The organism is Pseudomonas fluorescens, assembly GCF_012974785.1.
Taxonomy (GTDB): Bacteria; Pseudomonadota; Gammaproteobacteria; order Pseudomonadales; family Pseudomonadaceae; genus Aquipseudomonas; species Aquipseudomonas fluorescens_BT.
On sequence record NZ_CP027561.1, the window covers coordinates 1,587,463 to 1,612,416 of the forward strand.

The following is a 24,954-nucleotide window of genomic DNA, read 5'->3' on the forward strand; positions in this document are numbered from 1 at the left end:
AAAAAACTTTGATAAAAACTGTGTCGTTGTACAACCCGGTCGCGGATTTGGCAGAAATTACGCTTCTCCTGTCCCCGGTTCCGTGGCTAAGCTCAGGCCTTCGAGCACAGATTCTCCAATTCCCGCAGAGGTCTCATCTATGCCGCAGCAATGGCCAGCCACCGACATCGCCCGCATGATCCTCGATGGCTTTGACGATTACCGCGAGCATTTTCGGCGGATCACCGATGGCGCCCGTGAGCGCTTCGAGCAGGCGCGCTGGCAGGAGACGCAAACCGCGTCGGCGGCGCGGATCAACCTCTACGAAGACAAGGTCGGCGAAACCGTCGCGCGCCTGCGCGAGTATTTCGAGGCGGACACGCTGATGGATGTCAGCTGCTGGCCGCTGGTGAAAAGCGCCTACATCAGCATCATCGACCTGCGCTTCGACGATGAGCTCTCCGAGACCTGGTACAACTCGATCTTCTGCGGACTGTTCAGCCACGACCTGATCAGCGATGGCTGCATGTTCATCCATACCACCCGGCCGAGCCTGCGCCGTGCCCGGGCCGCACAGACCCGCACCTACAAACCCCATGGGCAGTTGTCGGGCATGCTCGCGAGCATCTTTGCCGATTACCGTTTCAGCGAAGATTACGCCGATCTGCCCCGGGATCTGCAGCGTCTGGAAGCGCAACTGCGCGAGAACCTGCCGGACTGGGTGTGCAAGGATCCGGAGCTGAGCGTCGAACTGTTTTCCTCGGTGCTGTACCGCAACAAGGGCGCCTATCTGGTCGGACGCATCTACACCAACGACGATCAGTGGCCGCTGGTGATTCCGCTGCTGCACCGCGAGGGGCGGGGGATTCAGATCGACGCGCTGATCACTGACGAAGCCGATGTGTCGATCATCTTCTCGTTCACCCGTTCGTATTTCATGGTGGATGTGCCGGTGCCGGCGGAGTTCATCGGCTTTCTCAAGCGCATCCTGCCGGGCAAGCACATCGCCGAGCTGTACACCTCGATCGGCTTCTACAAGCACGGTAAATCCGAGTTTTACCGCGCCCTGATCAATCACCTGGCCAACACCGACGATCAGTTCATCATGGCCCCGGGCGTGCGCGGCATGGTCATGAGCGTGTTCACGCTGCCGGGTTTCAACACGGTGTTCAAGATCATCAAGGACCGCTTCTCGCCATCGAAAAACGTCGATCGCGCCACGGTGATCGAGAAGTACCGACTGGTGAAAAGCGTCGACCGTGTCGGGCGCATGGCCGATACCCAGGAGTTCGCTGATTTCCGCTTTCCGTTGAGCAAGTTCGATCCGGCGTGCCTGGCCGAGTTGCTGGAAGTCGCGCCGTCCACGGTGTCGCTGGAAGGCGAAACCGTGCTGATCCGCCACTGTTGGACCGAACGCCGGATGACCCCGCTCAACCTCTATCTGGAAAACGCCAACGAAGCCCAGGTGCGCGAGGCGCTGGAGGATTACGGGCTGGCGATCAAGCAACTGGCGGCGGCCAACATCTTCCCCGGCGACATGCTGCTGAAGAACTTTGGCGTCACCCGTCATGGCCGGGTGGTGTTCTACGACTACGACGAGATCTGCTTCCTCACCGAAGCCAACTTCCGCCACATCCCGCCACCGCGCACGCCGGAGGACGAAATGGCTTCCGAGCCGTGGTATTCGATTGGACCGCTGGACGTGTTCCCCGAGGAGTTTCCGCCGTTTCTGTTTGCCGATGCCAAGCAGCGCAAGTTGTTCGATCAGTTGCATGGTGAGCTGTACAACGCCGATTACTGGAAGGGCCTGCAGGAGGCGATCCGGGCGGGGAAAGTCATCGACGTCTTCCCGTATCGGCGCAAGGGCCTGGATAACGAGTGACTTTCTGGAATTGCTTCGCAATTCATCGCGAGCAGGCTCGCTCCCACATTTGATCGCGCTGTGCACCGGTTTTATGGTCGCTGGAGATTCAGGGTGGGAGCGAGCCTGCTCGCGATCGGCCGCGCAGCGGTCGTAAAATCTGCGACAATCGCGTCCTTGCGCCACTAGACGACCGAATTGCGTACCCGATGACCGACGAATCGCCCTCCATCGACAAACTGCTGAAAAACCTCGATCACGCCATGCTCGCCGACCGCCACCGGCTGCGGCGGCAGTTGCTTGAGCTGCGCAAGAAACCCGACGAGGCCAAGCTGGCCCAGTGGGTGGCGCGCATGCAGGCGTCCTGCGATCAGGTGCTGGCGCGCAAGGCCAGCCTGCCGGTGATCCGTTACGACGACAGCCTGCCGATTGCGGCCAAGCGCGACGAAATCAAGAAGGCCCTGGAAAAGCATCAGGTGTTGATCATCGCCGGCGAAACCGGCTCGGGCAAAACCACCCAGTTGCCGAAAATCTGTCTGGAGATCGGTCGCGGCCAGCATGGTCTGATAGGCCATACCCAGCCCCGTCGAATCGCAGCACGCAGTGTGGCCAGTCGGGTCGCTGAAGAACTCGGCACGCCGCTCGGCGCACTGGTCGGCTATCAGGTGCGATTCGAGGATCAGAGCGATTCCAATACGCTGATCAAACTGATGACCGACGGCATCCTGCTGGCGGAAACCCAGAACGACCGTTATCTCGAACGCTACGACACGATCATCGTCGACGAAGCCCACGAACGCAGCCTCAACATCGACTTCCTGCTCGGTTACCTGAAAACCCTGCTGCCGCGTCGTCCGGACCTGAAGGTCATCATCACTTCGGCGACCATCGATCTGGAGCGCTTCTCCAAGCATTTCGATGATGCGCCGATTGTCGAGGTTTCCGGCCGCACTTTCCCGGTTGAAACCTGGTATCGCCCGCTGACGCTTGAGCAGGACGAAGAGGGCAACCGCGTCGAAGACGACCTGACCGTGGATCAGGCGATCCTCGCCACCCTCGACGAAATCGCCGCATACGAGCGCAGCGAGCGCCGCAGCCCTGGCGATGTGCTGGTGTTCCTGCCCGGCGAGCGTGAGATTCGCGACGCCGCCGACATGCTGCGCAAGGCCCAGCTCAAACACACCGAAATCCTGCCGTTGTACGCGCGTCTGTCGCCGGCCGAGCAGCAGCGGATTTTCCAGTCGCATCCGGGGCGTCGTGTGGTGCTGGCGACCAACGTCGCCGAAACCTCGCTGACCGTGCCGGGCATCCGTTACGTGATCGACAGCGGCACCGCGCGCATCAGCCGCTACAGCTACCGCGCCAAGGTCCAGCGGCTGCCGATCGAAGCGATTTCCCAGGCCAGCGCCAACCAGCGTAAAGGTCGTTGCGGCCGGGTCGAGCCGGGTATCTGCGTGCGCTTGTACAGCGAAGAGGATTTCCTTGGTCGCCCGGAATTTACCGACCCGGAAATTCTGCGTACCAACCTTGCGGCGGTTATTTTGCAGATGCTCCATCTGCGCCTCGGCGAGATCACGGATTTTCCGTTCATCGAGCCGCCGGACGGCAAGGCGATCAGCGACGGTTTCAACCTGCTGCAAGAACTCTCGGCGGTGGATCGCAACAGTCAGCTGACCCCGCTCGGCCGCCAGCTGGCGCGCCTGCCGGTGGACCCGCGTATGGGCCGCATGTTGCTTGAAGCGGCAAAGCTCGGCAGCTTGCAGGAAGTGCTGATCGTGGCCAGCGCCATGTCGATTCAGGACCCTCGCGAGCGTCCGCCGGAACGCCAGCAAGCCGCCGATCAGGCCCACGCTCAGTGGAAAGACGTCGATTCGGACTTCGCCGGGCTGGTCAATCTGTGGCGCGGTTTTGAGGAGCAGCGCCAGGCACTGACCGCCAGCCCGCTGCGCAACTGGTGCCGCAAGAATTTCCTCAACTACCTGCGCCTGCGCGAGTGGCGTGATTCCCATCGCCAGTTGAGCCTGATCTGCCGCGATTTACAGTTGAGCGTCAATAAAGAGCCGGCGGATTACCCGAAACTGCACAAAGCGGTATTGGTCGGCCTGCTCAGCCAGATCGGGCAGAAAACCGAGGACGGCGACTATCTTGGCGCCCGTCAGCGGCGGTTCTGGATTCACCCCTCGTCGGGCATTGGCAAGAAGCGTCCGCAATGGGTGATGACCGCCGAACTGGTGGAAACCACCAAGCTCTACGCACGGATGGTGGCGAAGATCGACGCCGACTGGATCGAACCGCTGGCCGGGCATCTGATCAAGAAGAACCACTTCGAACCGCACTGGGAGAAGAAGCGCGGCCAGGTCGTTGCGTTCGAACAGATCACCCTGTTCGGCCTGATCGTGGTTGGCCGTCGACCGGTGCATTACGGCCCGGTGGATCCGGTGGTCTCGCGGGAGCTGTTCATCCGCGAAGGCCTGGTGCGGGGCGAGATCCAGTCCCGGGCCAAGTGCCTGACCGCCAACAAGCAATTGCTGGAACAACTCGACGAACTGGAAGCCAAGGCTCGCCGCCGGGACATTCTGGCCGACGAGGAAACCCTCTTCGGGTTCTACGACGCGCGACTGCCGGCGGAGATTCACCAGACCGCGACGTTCGATAGCTGGTATCGGGTCAACAGCCAGAAAGATCCGCAACTGCTGATCATGCGCGAGGAAGACGTGCTGGCCCGCGAAGCCAGCGAAGTCACCGCTCAGCATTACCCGGACACGCTGCACATCGGCGATCTGGAGCTGGCCCTGAGTTACCACTTCGAACCGAATCACCCGCGCGACGGCGTGACCTTGCGTGTGCCGGCGCCGCTGTTGCCGATGCTGCCACCGGAGCGTCTGGAGTGGCTGGTGCCGGGGCTGATCGAGGCCAAGTGCATTGCGCTGGTGCGCAACCTGCCAAAAGCCTTGCGCAAGAACTTCGTGCCGGTGCCGGACTTCATCAAGGCCGCGCTGCAACGCATGACCTTTGCCGAAGGTTCGTTGCCGCAAGCGTTGGGTCGTGAGCTGCTGCGCATGACCGGTGCGCGGGTCAGCGACGAAGCCTGGGCCGAAGCGGCGCAACAGGTCGAAAGCCATCTGCGGATGAACCTGGAAATCGTCGACGGCCAGGGCAAGTTCCTTGGCGAAGGACGGGATCTGGCGGAGCTGACCGCACGTTTCGCCGAAGCCAGCCAGGCCGCATTGGCCGTGCCGCAGAGTGCGAAAAGTCAGCAACCGGTGGAGGCCAAGGTCTTCGCGCCGGTGGCGCAAAAGACTCAGCAGAAGATCGCCGGACTGTCGATGACGGTCTATCCGGCGCTGGTGGAAGAGGGCGGCACCGTCAAGGAAGGTCGCTTCTCGACGCCGGCCGAGGCCGAGTTCCAGCATCGCCGCGCCTTGCAGCGCCTGTTGATGCAGCAACTGGCCGAACCGGCCAAGTTCCTGCGCGGCAAGTTGCCGGGCCTGACCGAACTGGGTTTGCTGTACCGCGAGCTGGGTCGGGTCGATGCGCTGGTGGAAGACATTCTGCTGGCCAGCCTCGACAGCTGCATTCTCGACGGCGAAGACCCGTTACCTCGCGACGGCGCAGGCCTGGCGGCACTGGCCGAGCGCAAGCGTGGCAGCTGGACCGAGCACGCCGAGCGGGTGGCACGTTTGACCCTGGAAATTCTCAAGCTCTGGCACGGTCTGCAAAAGCGCTTCAAGGGCAAGATCGATCTGGCTCAGGCGGTGGCGTTGAACGACATCAAGCAGCAGCTCGGTCATCTGGTGTATCCGGGCTTCGTCCGGGAAACGCCGATGGTGTGGCTCAAGGAGTTGCCGCGTTACCTGAAAGCGGTCGAACAGCGTTTCGAGAAGCTGGGCGCGCAGGTTCAGAAGGATCGGGTCTGGAGCGGCGAACTCGCCGGCCTCTGGACGCAATACCAGACCCGCGCCGCCAAGCATGCCCAGGAAGGTAAACGCGATCCGCAGCTTGAGCTGTATCGCTGGTGGCTGGAGGAGTACCGGGTTTCGCTGTTCGCTCAGCAGTTGGGGACGAAAGTGCCGATCTCCGACAAGCGTCTGAACAAACAGTGGACGCAGGTCGAGGCCTGACCTCCGATCCTGCAAAAGGCGCCAAAAGCCAAGGTTTATGGCAAACTTCGCGCCTATAAACGCCGGCCCCGCGGTTTTGAGCCTTCTCTACTGCGGGCGAGGTCGGAATAAAGCGATGCCAGGTTTTTGCGTCCCTTGATACGGGAATGGACCCTTTGCGTGTTGGCACGTCGGTGCCAGCACTTTCTGCCTGAACAGATTAGAGAAACGACCATGCATAACGTCGTCATCAGCGGCACCGGCCTGTACACCCCGGCCAACAGCATTTCCAACGAAGAGCTGGTGCAGTCTTTCAATACCTACGTCGCCCGGTTCAACGCGGACAATGCTGACGCCATCGCCAGCGGCGAGATTCAGGCTCTGACCGAATCCAGCGCCGCGTTCATCGAAAAAGCCTCGGGCATCAAGAGCCGCTTTGTCATGGACAAGGACGGCATCCTTGATCCGCAGCGCATGGCGCCACGCTTGCCGGAACGTTCCAACGACGAATGGTCGGTGCTCTGCCAGATGGCCATCGGTGCTGCCGAGCAAGCCTTGCAGCGCGCCGGCAAGACCGCCGCCGACATCGACGGTGTGATCGTCGCCTGCTCCAACCTGCAGCGCGCCTATCCGGCCATCGCCATCGAAGTCCAGGAAGCACTGGGCATCCAGGGTTTCGGTTTCGACATGAACGTTGCCTGCTCGTCGGCGACCTTCGGCATCCAGCAGGCGGCCAACACCGTGCAACTGGGCCAGGCCCGGGCGATCCTGATGGTCAACCCGGAAGTCTGCACCGGTCACCTGAATTTCCGTGACCGCGACAGCCACTTCATCTTCGGAGACGCCGCAACCGCCGTCGTCATCGAGCGTGCCGATACGGCGACGTCGAAACACCAGTTCGACGTGGTCAGCACCAAACTGCTGACCAAATTCTCCAACAACATCCGCAACAACTTCGGCTTCCTCAACCGTGCAGCGGAAGAGGGCATCGGTGCCCGCGACAAGCTGTTCGTGCAGGAAGGCCGCAAGGTATTCAAGGATGTCTGCCCGATGGTGGCCGAACTGATCGGCGAGCATCTGCAAGAGAACAAGCTCAACGTCGGTGACGTGAAGCGCTTCTGGCTGCACCAGGCCAACCTGAGCATGAACCACCTGATCGTGCGCAAGTTGCTGGGCCGCGAAGCGACTGAAGAAGAAGCCCCGGTGATTCTCGACACCTACGCCAATACCAGCTCCGCCGGTTCCGTGATCGCATTTCACAAGTATCAGGACGATCTGGCGGCTGGTTCGCTGGCGGTGCTGAGTTCGTTCGGCGCCGGCTACTCGATTGGTAGTGTGATTCTGCGCAAGCGTTGAAATTAAGGTTAATTTCCTCTTAATCGCGTTGATCTTTCCTACAGCCGGATCAACTGCAACGCTGTAATTTTCGAGGGTGACGGCAGGGTGGTGCGTTGAGCGCCATCCTGCCGTTATCATTTTCGAAGTCAGGACAAGGGGATTGAGGGATGGCGGCTGACGACACCCAACTGCTGGCACGTTTGCTGGCTGGTGAGCAGAAGGCTTTCAAGGAACTGGTCACGACCTATCAAAGCGCCATGCGCGCGGTAGCCTATGCGATTGTCGGCCAGCGCCACGTCGAGGAAGTGGTGCAGGACGCCTGGCTGTCGGTGGTGCGCCATATCGGCAGCTTCGAGGGGCGCTCCAGTCTCAAGACCTGGCTGCTGACCATCACCGCCAACTCGGCCAAGGGTCGTTACAAGCAGAACCGCCGCGAAGTGCTGATGGATGATCTGCCGTCGCCCCACGGCACCATCGACGACGACCGTTTTTCCACCGGCGACGGCCATTGGCTGATCGCCCCGTTCGCCTGGCATCAGGACACCCCCGAAGCGCTGCTCACCGAGGGTGAGTTGCGCGAATGTCTGGAGCACACGCTGCTGAGCCTGTCGGAACTGCAAAGCAGTGTGCTGGTGTTGCGCGAGCGCCAGGGCCTTGAACTGGAAGACATCTGTAATCTTCTGGAAATCTCGCTCTCCAATGTCCGTGTGCTGCTGCATCGGGCACGTTTGAAGGTCTTCGCGACCGTGGAACATTTTGAGGAGACAGGCGAATGTTGACCTGCAAGGAGCAAGTGGCACGTTCCAGCGATTATCTCGATGGCCAGTTGAGCTTTCGCGAGAAGTTGTTGGTGCGTCATCACCTGATGTTCTGCCCCAATTGCCGGCGTTTCATTCGTCAGATGCGTCTGATGCAGGCGACATTGCGGGTGATGCCGGAGAAACCGGATGAGGGTGTGGATGCGTTGGCCGAGCGTTTGGCGGCACAGCGGCGAAAAGACAGTCCCTGAGGCAAAAAACAGCCCGGCGTAACAGCGGCGAACGGATGATGGGGGTCGCTGCTGCACCGGGCTGTAGGAGAAAAGCAGCTTCAAGCGACAAGTGAGGCATTCACTCGCGGCTTGAAACCTGGCATTGCTGTTTTAGAACTTGGCTTCGGCATCCAGTTGCAGCGTGTTGATGTCGGAGTCGGTCTTCTTGAGGCTGGCGTTGGTGTAGTCCGAGTTAGCCATGAAATACGTGGCGCCCAGGGTGAAGTTCTTGTCCAGCTCGTAGCTCACTTTCAGCTTGCTGCCGCGCGAACCGGTGTAGCCGTTGGCGAAGTCGGAGTCGGTGAAGGCACCCACCACCGCGTTACGCTGTACGTCGCGATAGTTGTAGTCGACGCCGAAGCCGTAAACCTTGGTCTTCACGCCGGCCAGCCAGCCAGTGTCCTGGTCGTTGCTGGCGTCTTTGTTGTTCACGTACTGACCGTAGATCGACAACGGAACCGGCAGGTTGGCGATGTCCAGTTGACCGAAGCCTTCATACAGTTTGAAGGTTTCGTTCGGGCTGTTGCCGTTGACGGCCAGGGCGCATGGCGCGGTCACGGTGCCGCTGGTAGGGCAGGCGCTGTTCTTGTCGTTGTCGTAGGAATAGATGCTGCCGCCCAGGGTCAGTTTCAGGCTGTCGGTCAGTGCGAAACGACCGCCCAACTGGCCAGCGTACAGACGCAGGTCGTGCTTGAACTGCACGCCTTCGCCGTCGACGTTGTCCTTGAGGGTGTAGTGACCGGCGCTACCGAACAGCTCGGTGCTACCGCTCAGTGGGTACTTGTAGGTAACGGCCAGGCCTTCCGGGTTGATGTCGCTGTCCCAGATGATGTCGCCCATGCTCACCCATGGCTGGTTCATTTTACCGGCGATCAGGTGCAGGTTCTTGACCGCGTCAGGGTGGTAGTCGACGTAGCCCAGGTCGAGCCAGATCTGCTTCTTGTCGAAGTAGTTGTTCAGGTCCTGGTTGGTGGAGCGGGCGTCGTCGCTGCTGCCGGTGGCGATACGGATACCGGTATCAACCTGCGGGTTGATTTCGGTGTAGGCACCCAGACGGGCACGAATGCGCTGACGGTCCTGGTCCTTGGCGTTCGGTACGCCGTCGTTCTTCACGGTTTCCTGGCGGAAACGTACGTCGCCCTTGAACTGGGTCTTGGCAGCCCAGGCGAGTTTCTGGTCGAAGCTGCTCAGCTCGTTGGTTTTCTTCGCGGTTGCCGCGATTTGCTCGTTGGTCTCTTGCTGCGCCTGCTGCGCGATTTGCTGGGCCTTCTGATCCTGGGCCAGTTCGGTTTGCAGCTCTACGTACTGCGCCTGGGTGATGGAACCGTTAGCCTTGAGCATGTCGAGCAGTTTGGCGTCGACTGCGGCACTGGCCGGAACACTCATGGCCAGCAACAGGCCACCGCACAGGGCCGCCGCAGTTTTCGTGGAAGCAAGACGCATAGCATTCTCCGAAGATGAGAGGGATGGCTGAACCATCCTGGGCACAACCGACAATTTGAAGGTCGGAAAACTGTGTCCGGGTAGAACCCGGCGCTCTAAAAACAGGCGCCAGTATCGCGATGGTTTATGACAGAGCAGTGGCACGGTGATGGCAGGTTGATGACGATACAAACCCTCCGTGAACTATTGATCCAGAGCGCTGTCGCGCAATCGGACGTGGGCAAGACGGGGGCGATCAGCGATACTCGCGAGGCTTTCAGGGTCAAAAGTGGAGAGGAAAATGCCGTTGCAGCGCCTGCAAAAACTGTCGGAAATCGAACCGGCGTTCTGGGATGCACTGGTGCCGGAAAACCAACCGTTTCTGCGCCACGCCTTCCTCGGTGCACTGGAGGACAGCGGCAGCGTCGGCCCGCACACCGGCTGGCAGCCGGAACATTTGCTGCATGTGGAAAATGGTCGTCTGATCGCGGCGCTGCCCGCGTATCGAAAGTGGCATTCCTACGGCGAATACGTCTTCGATCACGGTTGGGCCGACGCCTGCGCTCGCGCTGGCATCGATTACTACCCCAAGTTTTTGAGTGCGGTGCCGTTCAGCCCGGTCACCGGGCCACGCCTGTTGGCGGCGAACGTCGAGGATGGGTTTGAACTGCTCAAGAGCCTGCCGGGTTATCTGGAAATCGAAGAACTCTCCGGCGCCCACATCAACTTCACCGATGCCTTTACCGATGCCGCCATGGCCGAGCAGCCGGGCTGGCTGCAACGCATCGGCTGTCAGTACCACTGGCAGAATCGCGGCTATCGCGACTTTCAGGACTTTCTCGACGTGCTCAGTTCGCGCAAGCGCAAACAGATGCGCAAAGAGCGCGAGCAAGTGGCGGGGCAGGGGTTCGAATTCGAATGGCTTGAGGGCAGAGAGCTGGACGAAGCACAGTGGGATTTTGTCTACGCCTGTTACGCCAACACCTACGCGGTACGCCGGCAGGCGCCGTACCTGACCCGGGAGTTCTTCAGCCTGCTGGCAGAGCGCATGCCGGAATCGATCCGCGTCGTGCTGGCCCGGCAGGGTTCAAGGCCTGTGGCGATGGCATTCAGCCTGGTGGGCGGCGACAGTTTTTACGGGCGCTACTGGGGATGCCTGGCCGAGTACGACCGGCTGCATTTCGAAACCTGTTTCTACCAGGGCATGGACTACGCGATTGCCCAGGGTTTTCAGCGTTTCGACGCCGGCGCCCAGGGCGAACACAAACTGATTCGCGGGTTTGAACCGGTGATCACTCACTCCTGGCATTACCTTCGCCATCCCGGTTTGAAAGCCGCGGTCAAAGACTTTCTGCACCAGGAGCGCGCCGGTGTACTGGCCTATGCCGAAGAGGCGAGGAGCGCCTTGCCGTATCGGCAAGCCTGATCCTCGCCACTGCCCTCAACTGTCGTCCTTGCCCAGCCAGCGATAGACCACACCGCCCACCACCGCGCCCAGCAGCGGCGCGACCCAGAACATCCACAGTTGCGCGATCGCCCAGCCGCCGACCATCAGCGCCGGGCCCGTGCTGCGGGCCGGGTTGACCGAGGTGTTGGTCACGGGAATCGAGATCAGGTGGATCAATGTCAGGGCCAGACCGATGGCGATCGGTGCCAGTCCCGCAGGGGCGCGTTTGTCAGTGGCGCCGAGGATGATGACCACGAACATGGCGGTCATGACCAGTTCGGTGACGAACCCCGATGCCATGGAGTATTTGCCCGGCGAGTGTTCGCCATAACCGTTGGAGGCCAGGCCTGCGGCGATGTCAAAACCCTCCTTGCCGCTGGCAATGTGATACAGCAGCGCCGCTGCCAGAATCCCGCCGATCACCTGGGCGATGATGTAGGCGGGCAGTTCTTTGGCCGGGAACCGGCCGCCGACGACCAGACCAACCGACACGGCCGGGTTGAGGTGACAGCCGCTGATATGGCCGATGGCAAACGCCATGGTCAGCACCGTCAGACCAAATGCCAGGGCGACCCCCAGCACGCCGATACCCAAGGGTGAGGACGCAGCGATCACCGCGCTGCCACACCCGCCTAACACTAACCAGAACGTACCCAACAACTCCGTGGCCGAACGTTTTAACAGAGACATGAGAGTGTCCTTGATAGACGCGCTATCGAGACTGTATCGAATTGTGCTTCCTTGCAATTACGACAGGTTCATCTCCAGAACCTTCGCTGAGTACAGCAGGGAATGCGGGGATTTCCAGCAGGCATGAAAAAACCGCCAGAGCCCGTGGTGGAAGGGCTGTGGCGGTTTTTTGTTGGTCGCAGGATCAATCGATGCCGACAAACCCTCCGGTCTGGTGCGCCCATAGCCGTGCGTACAATCCACCGTGGGCCAGCAGTTCGGCATGGTTGCCGGTTTCGGCGATCCTGCCGTTCTCCAGCACCACCAGCCGATCCATGCGGGCAATGGTCGAGAGGCGGTGGGCGATGGCAATTACGGTCTTGCCCTGCATCAGGGTTTCCAGGCTTTCCTGGATCGCCGCTTCGACTTCCGAGTCCAGTGCCGAGGTCGCTTCGTCCATGATCAGGATCGGCGCGTCCTTGAGCAGCACCCGGGCAATCGCGATCCGCTGGCGCTGGCCGCCGGATAGCTTGACGCCGCGCTCACCGACATGGGCATCGAATCCGGTGCGTCCTTCGGCATCCGACAGCAGGGGAATGAACTCGTCGGCGCGGGCCTTGTGCACCGCTTCCCAGAGTTCGGCGTCGGTGGCGTCAGGCTTGCCGTACAGCAAGTTGTCGCGGATCGAACGGTGCAGCAACGACGTGTCCTGAGTGATCATGCCGATCCGCGCACGCAGGCTCTCCTGGCCGACTTCAGCGATATTCTGGCCATCGATCAGGATCCGCCCGCCCTCGACGTCGTACAGACGCAACAGCAGGTTGACCAGGGTCGACTTGCCGGCGCCGGACGGGCCGATCAGACCGATTTTCTCGCCGGGTTTGATGGTCAGGTTGAGGTCGCCGATGATGCCTTTCTTCTTGCCGTAGTGAAAATCCACGTGCTCGAAACGCACTTCGCCACGGGCCACGGCCAGCGGTTTGGCCTGTTCGTGATCGGTGACGCTGACCGGTTGCGAGATGGTCTGCAGACCGTCCTGGACCATGCCGATGTTTTCGAAGATCCCGGTGACCACCCACATGATCCAGCCGGACATGTTGACGATGCGGATCACCAGGCCGGTGGCCAGGGCGATGGCGCCGACGGTGATCAGCGACTGCGACCACAGCCACAGCGCCAGCGCGGTGGTGCCGACGATCAGCAGACCGTTCATGGTGGTGATCGCCACGTCCATGCTGGTGACCACACGGCCGGCCATCTGGGCCTTTTCGGTCTGCTCCTGCATCGCTTCGCGGGCGTAATGCTGTTCGAAATTGGTGTGGGCGAACAGCTTCAGGGTGGCGATGTTGGTGTAGCCATCGACGATCCTGCCCATCAGTTTCGAACGCGCGTCAGACGCTGCGACGGAGCGGTCCTTGACCCGTGGCACGAAGTAGTAGAGCGCGCCGATGTAGGCGGCGATCCAGGTCAGCAGGGGGACCATCAGGCGCCAGTCGGCTTCGGCGAACAGCACCAGCGAACTGACCGCGTAGATCAGCACGTGCCACAACGCATCCACTGCCTGCACGGCGGAGTCGCGCAGCGAGTTGCCGGTCTGCATGATGCGCTGGGCGATGCGCCCGGCGAAATCGTTCTGGAAGAAGTTCAGGCTCTGCTTGAGCACGTAGCTGTGGTTCTGCCAGCGAATCATGCTGGTCATGCCCGGGCTCAGCGTCTGGTGCACCAGCAGGTCGTGCAGGCCGAAGAAGATCGGACGCAGCACCAGCGCAACCACTACCATCCAGGTCAGTTCCAGGGCGTGGTCGCTGAAGAAGTTCGGGTTGGGGGTGCCTTGGGCCAGGTCGATGATGCGGCTCAGGTAACTGAACAGCGCCACTTCGATCAGGGCGGCGAACAGGCCGACCACCAGCAGGGCGGCGAAACTCGGCCAGACCTGCTTCAGGTAATAGGTATAGAAGGGCAGAACACGGTTCGGCGGAGCCGCCGTAGGAGCGTCACGGAATATGTCGATCAGTTGTTCGAAACGGCGATAGAGCATCAGATAACCGCCCGGAGCACGGGCTCTCCTTTTATCAGTGTGAGCGGCGCGATGGGTGATCGGCGCCGCTCGATATGCCCTGTAAAGCTTAGTCGATGCGCTTGGCCGACTTGATGATCACAGGGTCGACAGGCACGTTTTGCATGCCCTGTTTGGTGGTGGTCTGGGAGTTGACGATGATGTCGACCACGTCCATGCCCTTGACCACTTTGGCGAACACCGCGTAACCGGCGTCGCGGCCCGGATCGAGGAAGGCGTTGTCGGCCACGTTGATGAAGAACTGGCTGGTGGCCGAATCCGGGTTGGAAGTACGGGCCATCGACAGGGTGCCACGAACGTTGTGCAGACCGTTGCTGGCTTCGTTCTTGATCGGTGCCTTGGTTTCTTTCTGTTGCATCTGCTGGGTGAAGCCGCCGCCCTGAGCCATGAAGCCCGGGATCACGCGGTGGAAAATGGTGTTGGTGTAGAAACCGCTGTCGACGTACTCAAGGAAGTTCTTGGTACTGATCGGCGCCTTGACCGGGTCCAGTTCGATTTCGATCTGGCCGTTGGTGGTGTCCAGCAGCACGTGCGGCGCTTTTGCCGGCGTGGCAGCCATCAGGTTGGCGGCGAACAGCACGGTGCCGGCGGCGAGGGCGAGTTTTTTCAGCATGGGTCAGTGATCCTGAGGGTGATTATCGGCTGTGGCGAGGAACTCCAGCAGCGTTTGATTGAAGCGTTCGGGCTGATCGAGCGGGGTGGCATGGCGAGAATCGGCGATCACCACCAGCCGCGCATCGGGCAGCAGTCTGACATAGGTTTCTTTCAGCGAAACGGGGGTGTAGTCCCGGTCGGCGCTGACGACGAGGGTTGGACAGGTGACCCGGCAAAGGCGTTCCTGAACCCCCCAGCCAACAATCGCATCGAAGCTGGCGAGATAAGCACGTTTGTCGTTTTTTGCCCAGCGTTCGGCCATCTTCTGTCGCAAATCCGCCTGTTCCGGTTTGGGGAACAGCTTGGCACCCAACGCCTTGCCAATGGTCGCCAGGCTGAGCAGGCGCATCAGGCTCCAGCGCTTGAACCACTGCCAGTAATCGTCGCGGCTGCGCACCTTGACCTCGGGCGCGCTGTTGACGATGGTCAGGCTCTTGAGCATCTGTGGCTGATCGACGGCGAACTGGAAGCCGATCATGCCGCCCATGGACAGCCCGACGTAATGCACCGGGCCGAGCTTCAGGTGCTCGATCAGGGCGAGCATGTCAGCGCTGAACCCGGCGATGCTGTAGCGTTCGCGGGGCTTGTCGGAGCGGCCGTGACCGCGCACATCCGGGACGATCACCCGGTAATGCGCGGCGAGTGCCGGAATCTGCATTTCCCAGTCCAGGGTGCTGGAACCGAGCCCGTGAACCAGCAGCAACGGATCGCCGTGGCCATATTCCTCGTAGTGCAGGTTGCAACCTTCATGCTCGAAATACGCCATGGGTGAACTCCGTGTCAGGCTTGTTCAGGGGCGGCGAACGGTGCGTCCAGCGGCAGGGTGTCGAAAGTGCGCAGCAGTTCGATAAGGATTTGCGTGGCTGGACCCAAGGGTTTGTCCTTGTTCGAATACAGATAGAAACTGGAGTTGCGATTGCCGCCCCTGTCCAACGGTAGCAGCTTGAGTGAGCCGTCTTTCAGTTCCCGCTCGATCATGTGTCGGGGCAGCCAGGCGAATCCCAGGCCACTGCTGACAAACGTCGCCGCCGTGGCGAGACTGCCGACGGTCCAGCGCTGTTCGGCGCCGAGCCAGCCAACGTCCCGGGGTTGCTGGCGGCCGGAGTCGCGGATTACCACTTGCATCTGGGTTTCCAGGTCCTGGAAATTCAGCTCGCGGTTCAGCCGGTGCAGGGCGTGTTCGGGGTGGGCAACGGCGACGAACTCCACGTCGCTCAATTCCGCGCCGAGGTAACCGGGAATGCTCAGTCCGGTGATGGCCAGATCGGCCACACCTTCGAGCAACACTTCTTCGACGCCTGACAGCACTTCCTCACGCAGACGCACGCGGCAGCCGCGGCTTTGGGGCATGAACGCGGTCAGCGCGCGAACGAGGCGGGCAGTCGGGTAGGCGGCATCGACCACCAGCCGCACCTCGGCCTCCCAGCCTTGCTCCATATGATGGGCGAGGTCTTCCAGTTGGCTGGCCTGTTTCACCAGTTGCCGAGAGCGTCGCAGCAACACGCCTCCGGCCTCGGTCAGCACCGCCTTGCGGCCGTCGATGCGCAGCAACGGCACACCGAGCTGATCCTGCATGCGGGCGACGGTGTAGCTCACCGACGATTGCGAACGGTGCAACGCTTCGGCGGCCTGGGCGAATCCGCCATGGTCGACCACCGCCTGCAACGTTCGCCATTGATCAAGGGTCACGCGGGGCGCTTTCATCGATAGCTCCTCTTGTCCTAAGCTGGCTGTCCCTCATGGAGACTGCCGAATGAAAAAATTCTGTTGTGTGGTGCTGGCGCTGCTGCCGCTGACCGCGTTTGCGTATCCGATCGATGTGCAGAAGAATCTCAATGGCCTGAAGATCGACTACGAGTCTTATGACACCGATAAAGACATCGGCTCCATCCGGGTCGCCAACTACGGCGAGGTCGACGCGGTCTGCAAAGTCGTGTTCAGCAATGGCCCGGAAGCGCCGCGAACCCGCAATATTGAAGTGCCGGCCGGCAAACACACCAATGCCACCGCCAAGTTCTCCCGCGAGATCATCAAGCTGCGCGTCGAACTGAGCTGCAAACCGAAATAACCGGCCCCAATCCTGTGGGAGCAGGCTCGCTCCCACAGGGCACAGGTTGCATATAAACGAATATTTCGATGGTTTGCAGCAATTATTTGCGCTTTTTGATCGATATGACTCTGTTTAACCTTCACTCCATCGACTTACAACATTCTCGGATGGAGGCTACACAACATGTCCCGCGTTCTGATCATCGAAAGCAGCGCCCGCCAGCAAGACTCGGTTTCCCGTCAACTGACCCAGACCTTCATCAGTCAGTGGAAAGCGGCGCATCCGGACGATCAGATCACCGTTCGTGACCTCGCCGTGAACCCGGTGCCACACCTGGACATCAACCTGCTGGGCGGCTGGATGAAATCCGCCGAGCAGCGCAACGACAGCGAGCAGTCCTCGCTGGACCGTTCCAACGAATTGACCGATGAATTGCTCGCCGCCGACGTGCTGGTGATGGCCGCGCCGATGTACAACTTCGCCATCCCGAGCACCCTGAAAGCCTGGCTCGACCACGTACTGCGTGCCGGTGTGACCTTCAAGTACACCGAAACCGGCCCGCAAGGCCTGCTCAGCGGCAAGCGTGCCTACGTGCTGACCGCCCGCGGCGGCATCTACGCCGGTGGCCCGGCGGATCATCAGGAACCGTACCTGCGTCAGGTGATGGGGTTCATCGGCATCCACGACGTGACCTTCATCCACGCCGAAGGCATGAACCTGGGCGGCGACTTCCAGGAGAAAGGCCTCAACCAGGCCAACGCCAAACTGTCCCAGGTCGCTTGATATGTTAATCGCCAGATAATCGCCGATTGTTCTAGTGACCTGGCGCAACCCCTTCAAGGCTCTACGCGCATCGAACCTCCCTTTGCACTTGTTGCTCCTGAGTGCTGCAGCCCGATTGAACGCTTTAGCGAGATCGGGCTTTTTTTTGCCCGGGATTTAGCGATGGCCGGCAAAAAACGCTATCGTCGCCGCCATTCGAAATCGAGGCGAGCATGGGCTATCTACTTTTTGTCACGCTGATCCAGGCGTTTTCCTTCAGTCTGATCGGCGAATACCTGGCCGGTCATGTCGACAGCTACTTCGCGGTGCTGGTGCGTGTGGTGCTGGCCGGGCTGGTGTTCATTCCGCTCACCCGCTGGCGCTCGGTGGAGCCGGCGTTCATGCGCGGCATGCTGCTGATTGGCGCGTTGCAGTTCGGCGTGACCTACGTTTGCCTGTACTTGAGCTTCCGGGTACTGACGGTGCCGGAAGTGTTGCTGTTCACGATCCTTACGCCACTGCACGTGACGCTGATCGAAGACGCGCTCAACCGACGCTTCAACCCGTGGGCGCTGATCGCCGCGCTGGTGGCGGTGGCGGGGGCGGCGGTGATTCGCTACGACCGGATCAACCCGGACTTCTTCATGGGCTTTTTGCTGCTGCAACTGGCGAACTTCACCTACGCCGCCGGGCAGGTGCTGTACAAACATCTGGTGGCGAAACACCCGAGCGATCTGCCGCATTACCGGCGCTTCGGTTTCTTCTACCTCGGCGCACTGGCGGTGGCGTTGCCGGCGTTCCTGCTGTTCGGCAAATCCAACTTCCTGCCGGAAGCGCCGCTGCAATGGGGCGTGCTGGTGTTCCTCGGTCTGGTCTCGACCGCGCTTGGTTTGTACTGGTGGAACAAGGGCGCCTGCCTGGTCAACGGCGGCACCCTGGCGGTGATGAACAACCTGCACGTGCCGGTGGGGTTGCTGCTGAACCTGCTGATCTGGAATCAGCACGAAGAACTGGGGCGGTTGTTCCTTGGTGGCAGCGTGATTCTGGCGGCGGTGTGGATCAGCCGGTTGGGGATTCGCCAGGCGCCAGTTGCTCCACCAGAAACTCGATAAACGCCCGGGTCTTCTGCGGCACCCGTCGCGCTGAGGAATACACGGCATTGATGGTGATCGCCGGGGCCTGCCATTCGCACAGCACCGGCACCAGCCGCCCGGCCGCCAGCGCTTCTTCGACGATGAAGTCCGGCAGCAGCGCAATGCCCATGCCGGCCTCGGCCGCTTGCGCCAGCAGGTCGCCGTTGTTGGCGTGCAGCGGCCCGGTCACGTTGACCCGCTGCGTCTCCTTGCCGTTGCACAGTTGCAGGCTGACGCCGCTCTGCAGATAGCCGTAGTTCAAGCATTGATGCGAGCGTAGATCCTGCGGGGTCTGCGGCGCGCCTGCGCGTTCGAGGTAAGCGGGGGAGGCGACCATGATCCGCGGCGCCGGCGCCAGTTGCCGGGCGATCATGGTCGAGTCGGGCAGGCTGGCGATACGGATGGTCACGTCGAACCCACCGCGCACCGGATCGACCTGCTGGTCGCTGAGCACCAGTTGCAGCTCGATGTTCGGGTGCTGCTCGTGGAACAGCGGAATCAGCTTGCCCAGTCGCCGCAGGCCGAACGACATCGGCGCGTTGACCCGCAACACCCCGCGCAATTCACCCACCCCGTCCCGCGCCCGCTGCTCGGCCTCGTCCAGTGCCGCAATCACTTCCCGCGCCGCTTCGAAATATTCGGCACCGGCCTCGGTCAGGTGCAGGCTGCGGGTGGTGCGTTGCAGCAGCTGCACGCCGATGGCTTCTTCCAGCGCCTGAATCTGTTTGCTGACTTTCGAGCGGGGCACGTCCATGGCCCGGGCGGCGGCCGCGAAGCCGTTCTCGCCGACCGTCACCACGAAGGCGCGCATGCATTCGATGCGATCCATGATTGTCCCTATTTTAGAATCAATGATTCTCGATTTTAGGGAATTGTCCCTTTATCGGCTAGCCCCTAAAGTGACATCCAAGCCGAGACAACAACGCCGAAGACGGCCAGACACTCGACTCACCCATTACCCGATCGAAACTCTAAATCGACATCAAAAGGAACGCGCCATGTCTATCCGTGAACTGCTGAACCCAACCAACTCCGCCCTGATCCTGATCGACCACCAGCCACAAATGGCTTTCGGCGTACAGTCGATCGACCGTCAGACCCTGAAGAACAACACCGTCGGCCTGGCCAAGGCAGCGAAGATCTTCAACGTGCCGACCATCTACACTTCGGTCGAAACCGAAAGCTTCAGCGGCTACATCTGGCCGGAACTGCTGGCGGTGCACCCGGAGCAGAAACCGATCGAGCGCACCTCGATGAACTCCTGGGAAGACAAGGCGCTGGTTGACGCAGTGAAGGCCACCGGTCGCAAGAAACTGATCATCGCCGCACTGTGGACCGAGGTCTGCCTGACCTTCCCGGCCCTGGAAGCCCTGGCCGAAGGCTACGAGGTGTACATCGTCACCGACGCGTCCGGCGGCACCACCAAGGAAGCTCACGACATGTCGGTACAGCGGATGATTCAGGCCGGCGCAGTACCGGTGACCTGGCAGCAAGTGCTGCTCGAGTACCAGCGTGACTGGGCGCACAAAGACACTTATCAGGCGGTGATGGACCTGGTGCTGGAACACAGCGGCGCTTACGGCATGGGCGTCGATTACGCCTACACCATGGTGCACAAGGCGCCGCAACGGCAGGCCAAGTAATTTAGGGAAACGATGCAAAACCTGTGGGAGCCAGCCTGCTGGCGATTGCAGTGGATCAGACCGATCAATGTCTGATGACACTCCGCAATCGCCAGCAGGCTGGCTCCCACATTTGATCGGCGGTGTTACATGAGGTGTTTTTCAGCTTCAGGTATATGCGCCGAACCCAACACTGCCGGCAACAACCCCGACCGCAAATCCCCGCCACTCGGCTGCTGATACAGGCTCAACCCGAACTCTGGCAACACCGCCAGCAGGTAATCGAAAATATCTCCCTGGATCCGCTCGTAATCGGCCCACACCGTGGTGGTGGTAAAGCAGTAGATTTCCAGCGGAATGCCCTGGGCCGTGGTCTGCATCTGGCGGACCATGCAGGTCATGTTCGGCTGGATCTCCGGGTGACTCTTCAGATAGGCCAGCGCATAAGCGCGGAAGGTGCCGATGTTGGTCATGCGCCGACGGTTGGCCGACATCGCCGCGACGTTGCCCTGCGCTTCGTTCCAGGCCTTGAGCTCGGCTTTCTTGCGGGCCATGTACGCGGTCAGCAGGTGCACCTGGGAGAGTTTTTCTTCTTCATCGTCGCGGATGAACCGCACACCACTGGCGTCGATGAACAGACTGCGCTTGATCCGCCGCCCGCCGGACTGCTGCATGCCGCGCCAGTTTCGGAACGACTCGGACATCAGGCGCCAGGTCGGGATCGAGACGATGGTCTTGTCGAAGTTCTGCACCTTGACCGTGTGCAGGGTGATGTCGACCACGTCGCCATCGGCGCCGACCTGCGGCATTTCGATCCAGTCGCCGACCCGCAGCATGTCGTTGCTGGTCAGTTGCACGCTGGCGACGAACGACAGCAAGGTGTCCTTGTAGACCAACAGGATCACCGCCGACATCGCACCCAGACCCGACAGCAGCAACAGTGGTGAACGGTCGATCAGGGTGGCGACGATGATGATCGCGCCGAACACGTACAGGACCATTTTCGCCAGTTGCACATAGCCCTTGATCGAGCGGGTGCGGGCGTGTTCGGTGCGGGCGTAGATGTCCAGCAATGCATTGAGCAGGGCGCTGACCGACAACAGCAGGAACAGAATGGTGAACGCCAGCGCCACATTGCCGAGGAACACCATGGCGGTCTTGCTCAGTTCCGGCACCAGGTGCAGGCCGAACTGGATCACCAGCGACGGCGTCATCTGCGCCAGACGCTGAAACACCTTGTTATGGCGAAAGTCGTTGAGCCAGTGCAGCGCCGGTTGGCGACCGAGCATGCGGCTGGCATGCAGGATCAGGTAGCGTGCCACTCGTCCGAGGACCAGCGCGATCACCAGCAGCAGGACCAGAGCCAGGCCGGCGTGCAGGAGCGGGTGCTGATCAAGGGCACCCCAGAGGTCTTGGGCGTTGAGCCAGAGCTGTTTGAAATCCATGAGTGAGACGATTCTTCTGTTGGACGCGACGGGCGATTAGAGCATTTAAGACGCTGTGTATTACCGTTGGATACAAATCGAGCAACAAAAAAGCCACTGATTACTGCGGATTTCACAAAGAAACTCGGCCTGAGCGCTCGAAACCGGTAACCTATGCAGCTGATTTTTTGCATATCTTCGAGGTAGCACCCGTGTTTTCCCAATTCGCCCTGCACGAACGCCTGCTCAAAGCCGTGGCCGAGCTGAAATTTGTCGAGCCAACGCCTGTGCAAGCCGCGGCCATTCCGCTGGCGCTTCAGGGGCGTGACCTGCGGGTGACGGCGCAAACCGGTAGCGGCAAGACCGCCGCTTTTGTCCTGCCGATCCTCAACCGCCTGATCGGCCCGGCCAAGATCCGCGTCAGCATCAAGACCCTGATCCTGCTGCCGACCCGCGAGCTGGCCCAGCAGACCCTGAAGGAAGTCGAGCGCTTTTCGCAGTTCACGTTCATCAAGTCCGGCCTGATCACCGGTGGTGAAGATTTCAAGGTCCAGGCCGCCATGCTGCGCAAGGTGCCGGACATCCTGATCGGCACTCCGGGCCGGATGATCGAGCAATTGAACGCCGGCAACCTCGACCTGAAAGAGGTCGAAGTGCTGGTGCTCGACGAAGCCGACCGCATGCTCGACATGGGTTTCGCCGAAGACGTGCAGCGTCTGGTCGACGAATGCCCGAATCGTCAGCAGACCATGCTGTTCTCGGCCACCACTGGCGGTTCCGGTCTGCGCGAGATGATCGCCAAGGTGCTGAACAATCCTGAGCACTTGCAGCTCAACGCGGTCAGTCAGCTGAACGACACCACCCGTCAGCAGATCATCACCGCCGACCACAACCAGCACAAAGAACAGATCGTCAACTGGCTGCTGGCCAACGAGACCTACCAGAAGGCCATCGTCTTCACCAACACCCGGGCCATGGCCGACCGCATCTACGGTCGCCTCGTCGCCCAGGAATACAAGGCTTTCGTGCTGCACGGCGAGAAAGACCAGAAAGATCGCAAACTGGCGATCGACCGTCTGAAGCAGGGCGGTGTGAAGATCCTGGTAGCCACCGACGTGGCGGCCCGTGGTCTGGACGTCGACGGTCTGGATCTGGTGATCAACTTCGACATGCCACGCAGCGGCGACGAATACGTACACCGCATCGGTCGTACCGGCCGTGCCGGCAACGACGGTCTGGCGATCTCACTGATCTGCCACGGCGACTGGAACCTGATGTCGAGCATCGAGCGTTATCTGAAGCAGAGCTTCGAGCGCCGCACCATCAAGGAAGTCAAAGGCACCTACGGCGGACCGAAAAAAGTCAAGGCCTCGGGTAAAGCTGTCGGCGTGAAGAAGAAAAAGACCGACGCCAAGGGCGACAAGAAGAAAACCGCCGCCAAGACCCCGACCAAGCGCAAGAGCGCCAACCGTCCGAAACCGGATTCTCTGGTGAGCAGCGACGGCATGGCCCCGCTCAAGCGCCGCAAGCCGGCAGCGCCTGCGGCTGAATAAGCCGTTCCAGACGCCGAAAAAAACCCGGACAGTGTCCGGGTTTAATGAGATGGTCAGCCTGACCGAGAAGCCCTGCAGGTTTACGCTTGCAGGGCTTTTTATTGCCGGCGTTTGTCAGCTGCCCAGCTGTCCACGGGTGTCGGCATCAAAGCGCTGCTTGGTCTGATCCGCCTTCGGTTTGAGCTGCGCGAGCAGGGCGGCCTCGCTGTACAGCCCGGGCAGCGCCAACTCCTTGGGCGTTGGCTCGATCGGGATCAGCACATCTTCACCGACCGCATGCAGCCAGATCGCCACGACCTGCAGCGCCGAAACGAACAGCACCCGCAGCTCAACGGTTTTGCCCTGCAGCTGTGGCGATTGCTCCGCCAGCTTCAGCGCATCGACCGTGGCGCTCGCCAGGTTGCCGTGGTTCAACGAGGCGAACTCGACGTGACCGCGGACCTCAGCCAATTGCGCATCGGCAATCGACACACCGTCGGCAAACACCAGGTAATGCCAGTCACCGAGCCGGGCATCCTTCAGGCCTTTGCCTTGGCTCAGATCCTCCAGGCTCAACGAATAACCGCGATAGGCCTCGCTCAGGCTGATTTTCGCCGGCACCGCACTGGCGAACTGGCGATTGATGCCAAATCCCTGAGTCTGAAGCGCCGTTTGCAATACTGGACGCAAGGTCTGCACTCCGTTGGAAGGCGCCTTTGGATAAGTCAGTTGCATGATGTCGCCCCCTGGTTTCTCGCCGTGAAGTAAGTGTGAGTCCAGTTGCCGCCACCGTTGTAGGAACCGGGGAATGAATTCAGTGCGCGGGTCGAGTAGCCGTAGATCGAATCCGCGACCAGCACGTAGTTGCCGTTGGTGCCGTAGATCGTCAGGAAGTGCGCACCGCCGCCGTACCAGGCACAGCGCAGGCCGACGGGGCGGCCCATGTTGATCTGGTTCTGAATGGCCGACATCTGCAACGACCCCTGATTCATCCCGTTGTAGCTGCGGGTGGTTTGCAGGGCCGAATCCAGATAGCCGTAGACGTTACACGGCCCCGGCTGGCTGCAGCAGTTGCGGTTCAGTTGGGTGCTGGCAACGCCGCACTGGGTCCAGGACCCGGTGCCGTAATAGTTGCCGATCGAAGCGGAAACCGCGGCCCAGCACCAGTTGGTCTGGGTCTGTTGCTGCATCGTGAAGTTGAGGCTTGGGGCCGCCAGAGCCTCGGCCTGTGGAGCTGCTTCGACCTCGACCAGATGCGCGTCGAGCAGATGGCCGGTCAGGCACCCGGGCAGGGTGTTGCCGGTGAACTGCGTTGTTTCAGTGGTTAACATTTTTCAATCCTCCATGAATGAAAACAAATGTCCTGCCTAGATTTGCGAGCCGTCGGCGGTTAAGGGATGCCACTTCTGCGGCGGGTTCCGAACAGGCTCGAGGTAACCCTAGGTCTGTATATGCATTTGTGCAAATAAATAAATGCATAAATGCAATTTTACGGGCGAAAAGACACTGCTTTCAGCATGTCCTTTGTGGTGGAAGTTGAAGTGCGAGGCCTTTGCCCACGTCGTTACCCTTCGGTTTTATGCTCGGCCGAATCCAGCTCCTTCAAGCGCTGATCGATCAGCTGGCATTTGTCCGGCAGATCGGCAGAGGCGGTGCCCAGATCCATTTTTTGCAGCTCGGCATTGATTTCCTTGGCCTTGGTCGGGTTTTGCTCGGTGAGTTTTGCCACTTCCTGGGCCAGTTGCTCGCGCTTGGCGGTGGCTTCTTCCGGGGTGCAGGCCCAGACGGGCAGGGCGCAGGCGAGGGTGGTGGCAAGAGTGAGTTTGAGCAGGGTTTTCATGGGGGCAGGCCTCG

The 24,954-nt window shown here is 60.8% G+C and carries 22 protein-coding genes; 11 read left to right on the top strand and 11 right to left on the bottom strand.

Features of this window, described 5'->3' with window-relative positions; translation table 11 throughout:
• Window positions 1-139 precede the first annotated feature (139 nt).
• The 5 genes from aceK (at window position 140) to C6Y56_RS07200 (ending at window position 8,287) form a co-directional block, all read left to right on the top strand.
• Window positions 140-1,861 carry a bifunctional isocitrate dehydrogenase kinase/phosphatase gene (gene aceK, locus C6Y56_RS07180; RefSeq protein ID WP_169429298.1) on the top strand — a complete coding sequence of 574 codons (1,722 nt, stop codon included), beginning with the start codon at window positions 140-142 and terminating at the stop codon, window positions 1,859-1,861.
• Window positions 1,862-2,049: 188 nt separating this feature from the next.
• The gene (gene hrpA, locus C6Y56_RS07185; RefSeq protein ID WP_169429299.1) at window positions 2,050-5,961 is read left to right on the top strand and encodes an ATP-dependent RNA helicase HrpA; all 3,912 of its coding nucleotides are present in this window, start codon (window positions 2,050-2,052) and stop codon (window positions 5,959-5,961) included.
• Between the two features lie 213 nt (window positions 5,962-6,174).
• A complete protein-coding gene (locus C6Y56_RS07190) occupies window positions 6,175-7,296 on the top strand; it encodes a beta-ketoacyl-ACP synthase III (protein ID WP_169429300.1) in 1,122 nt (373 codons plus the stop codon).
• Window positions 7,297-7,445: 149 nt separating this feature from the next.
• A complete protein-coding gene (locus C6Y56_RS07195) occupies window positions 7,446-8,057 on the top strand; it encodes an RNA polymerase sigma factor (protein ID WP_169429301.1) in 612 nt (203 codons plus the stop codon).
• On the top strand, window positions 8,051-8,287 hold the full coding sequence (locus C6Y56_RS07200) for an anti-sigma factor family protein (protein WP_169429302.1): 237 nt from the start codon (window positions 8,051-8,053) through the stop codon (window positions 8,285-8,287). The genes C6Y56_RS07195 and C6Y56_RS07200 overlap by 7 nt, the downstream gene beginning before the upstream one ends.
• 132 nt (window positions 8,288-8,419) lie before the next feature.
• On the opposite strand, the gene C6Y56_RS07205 is transcribed toward C6Y56_RS07200, so the two are convergent.
• On the bottom strand, window positions 8,420-9,751 hold the full coding sequence (locus C6Y56_RS07205) for a putative porin (protein WP_169429303.1): 1,332 nt from the start codon (window positions 9,749-9,751) through the stop codon (window positions 8,420-8,422).
• Between the two features lie 280 nt (window positions 9,752-10,031).
• Here C6Y56_RS07205 and C6Y56_RS07210 point away from each other — a divergent pair, with 280 nt between their 5' ends.
• Complete coding sequence (locus tag C6Y56_RS07210) at window positions 10,032-11,156, top strand: GNAT family N-acetyltransferase (protein WP_169429304.1); 1,125 nt, start codon at window positions 10,032-10,034, stop codon at window positions 11,154-11,156.
• A gap of 15 nt (window positions 11,157-11,171) precedes the next feature.
• On the opposite strand, the gene aqpZ is transcribed toward C6Y56_RS07210, so the two are convergent.
• The 5 genes from aqpZ to C6Y56_RS07235 all read right to left on the bottom strand — a co-directional run bounded on the left by aqpZ (window position 11,172) and on the right by C6Y56_RS07235 (window position 16,281).
• A complete protein-coding gene (gene aqpZ, locus C6Y56_RS07215) occupies window positions 11,172-11,867 on the bottom strand; it encodes an aquaporin Z (RefSeq protein WP_169429305.1) in 696 nt (231 codons plus the stop codon).
• A gap of 184 nt (window positions 11,868-12,051) precedes the next feature.
• Window positions 12,052-13,884 (bottom strand): ABC transporter ATP-binding protein, encoded by a 1,833-nt coding sequence (locus C6Y56_RS07220; protein ID WP_169429306.1) that lies wholly within the window; start codon window positions 13,882-13,884, stop codon window positions 12,052-12,054.
• A gap of 88 nt (window positions 13,885-13,972) precedes the next feature.
• A complete protein-coding gene (locus C6Y56_RS07225) occupies window positions 13,973-14,536 on the bottom strand; it encodes a peptidylprolyl isomerase A (protein WP_007956541.1) in 564 nt (187 codons plus the stop codon).
• A 3-nt stretch (window positions 14,537-14,539) separates the two neighbouring features.
• Window positions 14,540-15,343, bottom strand: coding sequence for an alpha/beta fold hydrolase (locus C6Y56_RS07230; protein WP_169429307.1), 804 nt, complete (start codon window positions 15,341-15,343; stop codon window positions 14,540-14,542).
• A 14-nt stretch (window positions 15,344-15,357) separates the two neighbouring features.
• A complete protein-coding gene (locus C6Y56_RS07235; protein WP_169429308.1) occupies window positions 15,358-16,281 on the bottom strand; it encodes a LysR family transcriptional regulator in 924 nt (307 codons plus the stop codon).
• A 49-nt stretch (window positions 16,282-16,330) separates the two neighbouring features.
• Between C6Y56_RS07235 and C6Y56_RS07240 the strand changes: the two genes are divergently transcribed.
• From C6Y56_RS07240 to C6Y56_RS07250, 3 genes are all read left to right on the top strand, one after another.
• Window positions 16,331-16,645, top strand: coding sequence for a 3-phosphoglycerate kinase (locus C6Y56_RS07240; RefSeq protein ID WP_169429309.1), 315 nt, complete (start codon window positions 16,331-16,333; stop codon window positions 16,643-16,645).
• Window positions 16,646-16,810: 165 nt separating this feature from the next.
• A complete protein-coding gene (locus tag C6Y56_RS07245; protein WP_169429310.1) occupies window positions 16,811-17,410 on the top strand; it encodes an FMN-dependent NADH-azoreductase in 600 nt (199 codons plus the stop codon).
• A 212-nt stretch (window positions 17,411-17,622) separates the two neighbouring features.
• Window positions 17,623-18,501, top strand: coding sequence for a carboxylate/amino acid/amine transporter (locus tag C6Y56_RS07250; RefSeq protein WP_169429311.1), 879 nt, complete (start codon window positions 17,623-17,625; stop codon window positions 18,499-18,501).
• Here the strand turns inward: C6Y56_RS07250 and C6Y56_RS07255 are convergent.
• The gene (locus C6Y56_RS07255; RefSeq protein WP_169429312.1) at window positions 18,449-19,351 is read right to left on the bottom strand and encodes a LysR family transcriptional regulator; all 903 of its coding nucleotides are present in this window, start codon (window positions 19,349-19,351) and stop codon (window positions 18,449-18,451) included. The two genes, C6Y56_RS07250 and C6Y56_RS07255, sit on opposite strands and share 53 nt — an antisense overlap.
• Window positions 19,352-19,520: 169 nt before the next feature.
• On the opposite strand from C6Y56_RS07255, the gene C6Y56_RS07260 reads away from it, so the two are divergent.
• Window positions 19,521-20,165, top strand: a complete 645-nt coding sequence (locus tag C6Y56_RS07260; protein WP_085648570.1) for a hydrolase — start codon at window positions 19,521-19,523, stop codon at window positions 20,163-20,165.
• 125 nt (window positions 20,166-20,290) lie between these two features.
• On the opposite strand, the gene C6Y56_RS07265 is transcribed toward C6Y56_RS07260, so the two are convergent.
• Window positions 20,291-21,589, bottom strand: a complete 1,299-nt coding sequence (locus C6Y56_RS07265) for a mechanosensitive ion channel family protein (RefSeq protein ID WP_169429313.1) — start codon at window positions 21,587-21,589, stop codon at window positions 20,291-20,293.
• A 191-nt stretch (window positions 21,590-21,780) separates the two neighbouring features.
• Between C6Y56_RS07265 and C6Y56_RS07270 the strand changes: the two genes are divergently transcribed.
• The gene (locus C6Y56_RS07270; protein ID WP_115076934.1) at window positions 21,781-23,121 is read left to right on the top strand and encodes a DEAD/DEAH box helicase; all 1,341 of its coding nucleotides are present in this window, start codon (window positions 21,781-21,783) and stop codon (window positions 23,119-23,121) included.
• Window positions 23,122-23,235: 114 nt separating this feature from the next.
• Here the strand turns inward: C6Y56_RS07270 and C6Y56_RS07275 are convergent, their stop codons facing one another.
• The 3 genes from C6Y56_RS07275 to C6Y56_RS07285 all read right to left on the bottom strand — a co-directional run bounded on the left by C6Y56_RS07275 (window position 23,236) and on the right by C6Y56_RS07285 (window position 24,940).
• Window positions 23,236-23,835 (bottom strand): hypothetical protein, encoded by a 600-nt coding sequence (locus C6Y56_RS07275; RefSeq protein ID WP_169429314.1) that lies wholly within the window; start codon window positions 23,833-23,835, stop codon window positions 23,236-23,238.
• Complete coding sequence (locus tag C6Y56_RS07280) at window positions 23,826-24,431, bottom strand: papain-like cysteine protease family protein (RefSeq protein WP_169429315.1); 606 nt, start codon at window positions 24,429-24,431, stop codon at window positions 23,826-23,828. The genes C6Y56_RS07275 and C6Y56_RS07280 overlap by 10 nt, the downstream gene beginning before the upstream one ends.
• A gap of 233 nt (window positions 24,432-24,664) precedes the next feature.
• On the bottom strand, window positions 24,665-24,940 hold the full coding sequence (locus C6Y56_RS07285; RefSeq protein ID WP_169429316.1) for a hypothetical protein: 276 nt from the start codon (window positions 24,938-24,940) through the stop codon (window positions 24,665-24,667).
• Window positions 24,941-24,954 lie beyond the last annotated feature (14 nt).

Bases quoted from the DNA above. Each gene is read 5' to 3' on its own strand.
- aceK (WP_169429298.1), top strand. From the start codon at position 140: ATGCCGCAGCAATGGCCAGCCACCGACATCGCCCGCATGATCCTCGAT.
- hrpA (WP_169429299.1), top strand. From the start codon at position 2,050: ATGACCGACGAATCGCCCTCCATCGACAAACTGCTGAAAAACCTCGAT.
- C6Y56_RS07190 (WP_169429300.1), top strand. From the start codon at position 6,175: ATGCATAACGTCGTCATCAGCGGCACCGGCCTGTACACCCCGGCCAAC.
- C6Y56_RS07195 (WP_169429301.1), top strand. From the start codon at position 7,446: ATGGCGGCTGACGACACCCAACTGCTGGCACGTTTGCTGGCTGGTGAG.
- C6Y56_RS07200 (WP_169429302.1), top strand. From the start codon at position 8,051: ATGTTGACCTGCAAGGAGCAAGTGGCACGTTCCAGCGATTATCTCGAT.
- C6Y56_RS07205 (WP_169429303.1), bottom strand. From the start codon at position 9,751: ATGCGTCTTGCTTCCACGAAAACTGCGGCGGCCCTGTGCGGTGGCCTG.
- C6Y56_RS07210 (WP_169429304.1), top strand. From the start codon at position 10,032: ATGCCGTTGCAGCGCCTGCAAAAACTGTCGGAAATCGAACCGGCGTTC.
- aqpZ (WP_169429305.1), bottom strand. From the start codon at position 11,867: ATGTCTCTGTTAAAACGTTCGGCCACGGAGTTGTTGGGTACGTTCTGG.
- C6Y56_RS07220 (WP_169429306.1), bottom strand. From the start codon at position 13,884: ATGCTCTATCGCCGTTTCGAACAACTGATCGACATATTCCGTGACGCT.
- C6Y56_RS07225 (WP_007956541.1), bottom strand. From the start codon at position 14,536: ATGCTGAAAAAACTCGCCCTCGCCGCCGGCACCGTGCTGTTCGCCGCC.
- C6Y56_RS07230 (WP_169429307.1), bottom strand. From the start codon at position 15,343: ATGGCGTATTTCGAGCATGAAGGTTGCAACCTGCACTACGAGGAATAT.
- C6Y56_RS07235 (WP_169429308.1), bottom strand. From the start codon at position 16,281: ATGAAAGCGCCCCGCGTGACCCTTGATCAATGGCGAACGTTGCAGGCG.
- C6Y56_RS07240 (WP_169429309.1), top strand. From the start codon at position 16,331: ATGAAAAAATTCTGTTGTGTGGTGCTGGCGCTGCTGCCGCTGACCGCG.
- C6Y56_RS07245 (WP_169429310.1), top strand. From the start codon at position 16,811: ATGTCCCGCGTTCTGATCATCGAAAGCAGCGCCCGCCAGCAAGACTCG.
- C6Y56_RS07250 (WP_169429311.1), top strand. From the start codon at position 17,623: ATGGGCTATCTACTTTTTGTCACGCTGATCCAGGCGTTTTCCTTCAGT.
- C6Y56_RS07255 (WP_169429312.1), bottom strand. From the start codon at position 19,351: ATGGATCGCATCGAATGCATGCGCGCCTTCGTGGTGACGGTCGGCGAG.
- C6Y56_RS07260 (WP_085648570.1), top strand. From the start codon at position 19,521: ATGTCTATCCGTGAACTGCTGAACCCAACCAACTCCGCCCTGATCCTG.
- C6Y56_RS07265 (WP_169429313.1), bottom strand. From the start codon at position 21,589: ATGGATTTCAAACAGCTCTGGCTCAACGCCCAAGACCTCTGGGGTGCC.
- C6Y56_RS07275 (WP_169429314.1), bottom strand. From the start codon at position 23,835: ATGCAACTGACTTATCCAAAGGCGCCTTCCAACGGAGTGCAGACCTTG.
- C6Y56_RS07280 (WP_169429315.1), bottom strand. From the start codon at position 24,431: ATGTTAACCACTGAAACAACGCAGTTCACCGGCAACACCCTGCCCGGG.
- C6Y56_RS07285 (WP_169429316.1), bottom strand. From the start codon at position 24,940: ATGAAAACCCTGCTCAAACTCACTCTTGCCACCACCCTCGCCTGCGCC.